This is a genomic window from Micromonospora sp. PRAS1 (assembly GCF_059553435.1).
The window spans coordinates 22,632-28,645 of sequence record NZ_JCANNB010000057.1; the positions used below are offsets into that span (position 1 = coordinate 22,632).

Sequence of the window (6,014 nt, forward strand, 5' to 3'; positions counted from 1 at the left end):
GGAACCCGGTTGCGGCTGCGTCACGCAGCCCCGGGGGCCTGTGTCGAAGTCCCGGGCCGGCCTGCGGCGGGCTCGCGCGCCGCCTGGTCGGACGCCGCCTGGACCCCGCCTCGGCTCGACCGAGGACTTCGACACCGGCCCTGACCGCGCGGTCAGACCGAGATTCGACCGGCGCCGGCGCCGCCCGTCACGATCGACTTGACGCTGCTCGCGCTGTCCAGGGTGTACGAGTACGGGATGCCGGCCACGCTGCCGCCCGACTGCCCGCTGCCCGAGTTGACGAAGTGGTTGTTCCGGGCCACCAGGGCACCCGGGCCGGAGCTGCCCTCACCCCGGTGGAACGGGTCGGGGGTGTTCTCGAAGTAGTTCCCCTCGACCAGCACGCCGGCGTTCATCGTGGACGCCACGCCGTAGCCGCGCACGTTGCTGTAGAAGTTGTTGTACACGTGCACCGGGTTGCCGAAGCGGACCCGCGGATTGCGCTGGTTGCTGCCGTCGAACCAGTTGTGGTGGTAGCTGACCCGCAGCCGGCCGACGTCCTGACTGGCGTTGTCGTCGCTGTGCCCGAGCAGCATCGTCTTGTCGTGGCTGAACACCCGGTTCCACGACACGGTGATGAAGTCGGAGCCGCGCTTGATGTCCACCGCGCCGTCGTACCCGGCGCTGAAGGTGTTGTGGTCGACCCAGATGTTTGTCGCCGACTGCTCGATGTTGATCGCGTCGTCGCCCCAGTTCCGGAAGGTCAGGTTCCGGATGATCACGTTGCGGTCGCCGTTGATGGTGAAGCCGCAGCCGGCGATCGTCGCGCCCGCGTTGCCGAGGATGGTCTTGTTGGACCGGACCCGCAGCATGCCGGAGCAGTTGATGGTGCCGGAGACCCGGATGACCGCCGCGCTGCTGGAGTTGAGCGCGCTGGTCAGCGCCGAGGCGCTGGTGACCGTGGTGGTGCCGGCGTTACCGCCGCCGCTGGTGCCGCCGTTCTGGGTGGCCCAGCCGACCAGCCCGGTCTGCGGCGCCGGGTTGGGCGGGGGAGTGGTGCCGCCACCCAACTTGATCAGCTGCCACCGCTGGTTGGTGCCATCGACGTTGGCGTACTGCGAGACCATGCCGCCGTCGGCGGTGGAGAACTGCCAGACCTCCAGAACCTTGTTGCTGTGCCGGTTGACGAACCGGACGTCGCCGTTGGCGGAGTCCGCGAGCCGCCAGTGCTGCTTGGTGTCGCTGCTCGCGGTGACCTGGGTGACCTGCACGCCGTCGTTGGAGTTCGGAATCGTGACGACCTTGCCGGAGTGCCGGTTGCGCAGCTGGTAGTAGCCGCTGCCCACATCGACGAACTGGAACTGCTGGTTGTTGCCGTCGCCGCGGGTGAACTGCCGGATCTCGCCGCCGTCGGCGGTGGACCAGTTCCACAGGTCCATCGCCTTGCCGCTGTTGCGGTTGACGAACACGTAGTAGGCGCCGGTGTCGACGGTGGCCGCCGACGCCGGGGTGACGGTCACCGCGACGGCCGCCGCGGGCAGCGCGACGGCCGCTGCGGCCAGTGCCGCGAGCCGTCGCGCCAGGGGCTGCTTGACGATTGCAAGCACGCTCGTTCTCCTCATCATCAGGTACGCGGAACGGGTCGGACGACGCCTCGGCCGTCGCGGACCGGCGGCCGACGCCGGCCCGGATGAGTCCGCGACGCGGGCTGCCCCGGCGACCGGGAAAGGTGGTGGCTCGCCGTGGGTACGCCCGGCTGCGTCATCTCGTACTTCTCGGCAGGAGTACGCCCCGGCACCGGTGGCTGCCGTGCCCAGTGGCAGCGATGCCCGGGCGGTCGCAGAAGTGCGCCCTGCCCTCGGAGGAACTGGTCGGAACGGCTCCCGTGCCCGCCCAATTGGGCAAGCGCTTTCCTCAGATAATCACAGATGAGCGTCGATGTAAATGTCGTACGCTCACATCGCCGTGACCAGCGGTGACAGCAGACGGAAAAGCCCCCGGTCCCGCCTGGGGAACCGAGGGCTTCCGGTCTCTCCTGCTCTCAGCCGGCCTGCTCGGCCAACTGGAGGAACTGCCGCTTCGAGGCGAGGGCCTGCTCGGCCTCCTTGACCCGCCGGGCGTCGCCGGCAGCCTGGGCCCGGGCCAACCGCTCCTCGGCCTCCGCGACCTGTGCCCGCATCTGGGCCAGCAGCGGGTTGTCCTCGCGGGTGGTGCGGCGCCACGCCGAGTCCATCACCTCGCGGACCTTGTCGTCGACGGCACGCAGCCGTCGATCCAGCCCGGCCGCCGCCTCGCGCGGCACCCGGCCGGCCTCGTGCCACTGCGCCTGAATCTCCCGCAGCTTGGCCTGGGCGCCCTTCGGGTCACCGTCGACGTCGAGGGCCTCGGCCTCGGCGAGCAACGCCTGCTTGCGCTCCAGGTTGGCGCGCTGCTCGTTGTCCCGGGCGGAGAAGACCTCGCTGCGCCGGGTGAAGAAGGCGTCCTGCGCGGCGCGGAACCGTTCCCAGAGCCGCTGCTCGGCTTCCTTCGAGGCGCGCGGTGCGGCCTTCCACTGGGTCATCAGGTTCTTCAGCTGGTTGGCCGTGCTGGCCCACTCCGTCGAGTCCTTGATCTTCTCGGCCTCGGCGACCAGCTCCTCCTTGGCCGTCTGCGCCTGCTTGCGCTGCGCATCGAGGGAGGCGAAGTGTGCGCCCCGGCGGCGGGTGAAGCCGTCCCGGGCGGCGGCGAACCGCTTCCACAGCTCACCGTCGGTCTTCTTGTCGACCCCCCGGATGGTCTTCCACTCGTCGAGGATCTCCTTCAGCCGGTCACCGGCGGTCTTCCAGCCGGTCGACTCGGCGGCCAGCTTCTCCGCCTCCTCCACCAGAGCCGTCTTGCGGGCGAGAGCCTCGCTGCGGGCGGCCTCCTTGGCGGCCTTGGCCTCGCCGGCCTTCTCCTCCGCGACCGTGGCGAGCTTGTCGAGCCGGGCGGCCAGCGCGTCGATGTCACCGACCACGTGCGCCTCGGCGAGCGAGGCGCGCAGCCGGCGGATGCTGCTCAGCGAGTGGTTGGCGTCCGCCGCGCCCGAGTTGAGCCGCGCCTCGGTCAGATCCACCTCGGTGACCAGGTCGGCGAAGCGGCGGGCGAAATGGGCCAGCCCCTCCTCCGGTGCTCCCGCCTGCCAGGATCCGACCACCCGCTCGCCCTCGGCGGTCTTGACGTAAACGGTGCCGTCCGCGTCCACCCGTCCGAAGGCAGTCCAGTCGCTCATGTGCCCATCCTCGTTCTCCCGGTGCCCAGGAGGTAGCCTCCTGGAGCCCGCCACGGCGCAGCCAAGTTTCTCCGGGCATTGTCACAGGTCCGCCCCGGTCCGCGTCGAGCGCCTTTCGCCGACCGTGACCATACGGTGTCCTAGCGCCGGTGTCGAAGTCCTCGGTCGGTCCTGCGATGGTGCCGGTCGCGTCCGTCCGGCCGGGATGCACCCGGCGATAACCGGACGAACTCCAACTTGCCGGACCGCGCCGGCAATCCGCCGCGGCGGCCGGGACCGGCGGACCGATACCGTTGCCGGGTGCCACTGGTCGCCGCCGCCGTCTGCCCCCATCCGCCGCTGCTCGTTCCCGAGGTGGCCGGCGCCGCCGCACCGGAACTGGACGAGCTCCGCGCCGCCTGTGCCACCGCCGTGGCGCGGTTGGCGGCCACCGGTGCCCGGAGCATCCTGGTGATCGGTGTCGGCCCCGACACCGCCGACCTCGACCCTCCGTACCGGGGCAGTTTCGCCCCCTGGGGAGTGCCCCTGGAGGTTCGCCTCCCCAGGCAGGCCGACGAACCGGCCAGCCAGGCCGACGAACGGAACGGCAGCCCGCGTCTCCCGCTCGGTCTGCTGGTCGGTGCCTGGTTGCTGGACCGGATGCCGCCGGCCGGAGCGGACGGAAGGGGCCAGCGGATGATGACCGTAGGTGCCGACGAGTCGACCGAGAACTGTGCGGCCCTCGGCGCCCGGCTCGGGTCGGAGCAGCCGTGGGCGTTGCTGGTGATGGGAGACGGGTCGGCGTGCCGGGGGGAGAAGGCACCCGGCTACGCCGATCCGCGCGCCGAGGCGTACGACGAAGGGGTTGCCCGGGCCCTGGCCGAGGCGGACATCGACGCCCTGCTCGGCCTGGACCCGGCGGTCTCGGCGCAGCTGCGGGTCGCCGGCCGGGCGCCCTGGCAGGTGCTCGCCGGTGCCGCCCGGGCGGCGGGCGGCGACTGGCGCGGTGAGCTGCTCCACCACGCGGCGCCCTACGGCGTGGCCTACCTCGTGGCGACCTGGGAGCGGTCGTGATCGCCCCCCGCCCGGTGGTGGCCGTGGTCGGGCCGACCGCGGCCGGCAAGTCGGCACTGAGCATCGCCCTGGCCCAGACGCTCGGCGGCGAGGTGGTCAACGCCGACTCGATGCAGCTCTACCGGGGCATGGACATCGGCACCGCCAAGCTCACCCCCGCCGAGCGGGCCGGGGTGCCGCACCACCTGCTCGACATCTGGCCGGTCACCGAGCCGGCCAGCGTCGCGGAGTATCAGCGGCTGGCCCGGGCGGCGGTGGACGACATCCGGGCCCGGGGGCGGGTGCCGCTGCTGGTCGGCGGGTCCGGCCTGTACGTGCGGGCGGTGCTGGAGCAGTTCGAGTTCCCGGGCACCGATCCGGCGGTGCGGGCGCGGCTGGAGGGCGAACTCGCCGCGCTCGGCCCGGCACCGCTGCACGCGCGGCTGCGCGCGGCCGACCCGGCGGCGGCCGAGAGCATCCTGCCCGGCAACGGCCGGCGGATCGTCCGTGCGCTGGAGGTGATCGAGCTGACCGGCGGGCCGTTCACCGCGGCGCTGCCGCAGCCCACCCCGCACTATCCGGCGGTGCAGATCGGCGTCGACCTGGACACGGCGCTGCTCGACGAGCGGATCGCGCTGCGGGTGGACCGGATGTGGGCCGACGGACTGGTGGCCGAGACCCGCGAACTGGTCGGCTGCGGCCTGCCCGAGGGACGTACGGCCAGCCGGGCGCTCGGCTACCAGCAGGTGCTGCGCTTCCTGGCCGGCGAGCTGACCGAGGAACAGGCGTACGAGGAGACCATCCGGGCCACCCGCCGCTTCGTCCGCCGCCAACGCTCCTGGTTCCGGCGCGACCCGAGGGTGCACTGGCTCGACTCGGCCGACCCGGGACTGGTCGAGGCCGCCCTGCGGATCCTCAGGTGACGCTGAGCGATGATGGAGGCGTGGAGTTCACCAAGGGACACGGCACCGGCAACGACTTCGTGATTCTGCCCGACCCGGACGGCGCGCTCGACCTGACGCCCGACCTGGTGGCGGCGATCTGCGACCGGCGGCGGGGGATCGGCGGCGACGGCGTGCTACGGGTGGTGCGGGCGGCCAAGCACCCCGACGGTGCCGCGTTGGCCGATGCGGCGGAGTGGTTCATGGACTACTGGAACTCCGACGGTTCGTTCGCCGAGATGTGCGGCAACGGTTCCCGGGTCTTCGTCCGGTACCTGCTGGAGACCGGGCTGGCCGCGCCGGCCGGCGGGATGTTGCCGGTGGCGACCCGGGCCGGGCTGGTCCGCGCCCGGGTCGACGGCGAGGCCATCGCCGTCGAGATGCGCCGCCCCCGGCGGTACGCGACCTCGACCGCCGCCCTGGGCGGGCTGACCCTGCCGGGCACCGCGGTCGACGTCGGCAACCCCCACCTGGTCTGCCCGCTGCCGGCCGGGCTGGAGCTGGCCGGGCTGGACCTGACCCGGGCACCCGCCTTCGATCCGGCACTCTTCCCGGCCGGGGTGAACGTCGAGTTCACCGTGCCGGGCGGGCCGGTCGACGGCACCGACGCGCACGTGCTGATGCGGGTCTACGAACGCGGCTCCGCCGAAACGCTCTCCTGTGGCACCGGTGCCTGTGCGGTCGCCGCCGTGGCGCTGCACGACGCCGACCAGGAGACCGGTACGGTGGCCGTCGACGTCCCCGGCGGACGCCTCACCGTCACCGTGCACGACGACTCCTGCTGGCTCTCCGGCCCCGCAGCCCTGGTCGCC

Annotated in this window: 5 protein-coding genes; 3 read left to right on the plus strand and 2 right to left on the minus strand. The window is 72.3% G+C overall.

Going from position 1 to position 6,014, the window contains the following annotated elements; translation table 11 throughout:
• Window positions 1-152 precede the first annotated feature (152 nt).
• Together AC507J_RS30775 and AC507J_RS30780 are read right to left on the minus strand one after the other, a co-directional pair.
• The gene (locus tag AC507J_RS30775) at window positions 153-1,586 is read right to left on the minus strand and encodes a pectate lyase family protein (protein WP_496293797.1); all 1,434 of its coding nucleotides are present in this window, start codon (window positions 1,584-1,586) and stop codon (window positions 153-155) included.
• Between the two features lie 434 nt (window positions 1,587-2,020).
• Complete coding sequence (locus tag AC507J_RS30780) at window positions 2,021-3,229, minus strand: DUF349 domain-containing protein (RefSeq protein ID WP_496293799.1); 1,209 nt, start codon at window positions 3,227-3,229, stop codon at window positions 2,021-2,023.
• A 300-nt stretch (window positions 3,230-3,529) separates the two neighbouring features.
• Here AC507J_RS30780 and AC507J_RS30785 point away from each other — a divergent pair, with 300 nt between their 5' ends.
• From AC507J_RS30785 to dapF, 3 genes are all read left to right on the plus strand, one after another.
• Window positions 3,530-4,282 (plus strand): class III extradiol dioxygenase subunit B-like domain-containing protein, encoded by a 753-nt coding sequence (locus AC507J_RS30785; protein WP_496293801.1) that lies wholly within the window; start codon window positions 3,530-3,532, stop codon window positions 4,280-4,282.
• On the plus strand, window positions 4,267-5,184 hold the full coding sequence (gene miaA / locus AC507J_RS30790; protein ID WP_496293809.1) for a tRNA (adenosine(37)-N6)-dimethylallyltransferase MiaA: 918 nt from the start codon (window positions 4,267-4,269) through the stop codon (window positions 5,182-5,184). The genes AC507J_RS30785 and miaA overlap by 16 nt, the downstream gene beginning before the upstream one ends.
• Window positions 5,185-5,204: 20 nt before the next feature.
• A partial coding sequence (dapF, locus tag AC507J_RS30795) for a diaminopimelate epimerase (protein ID WP_496293803.1) occupies window positions 5,205-6,014 on the plus strand: 810 nt, incomplete at its 3' end.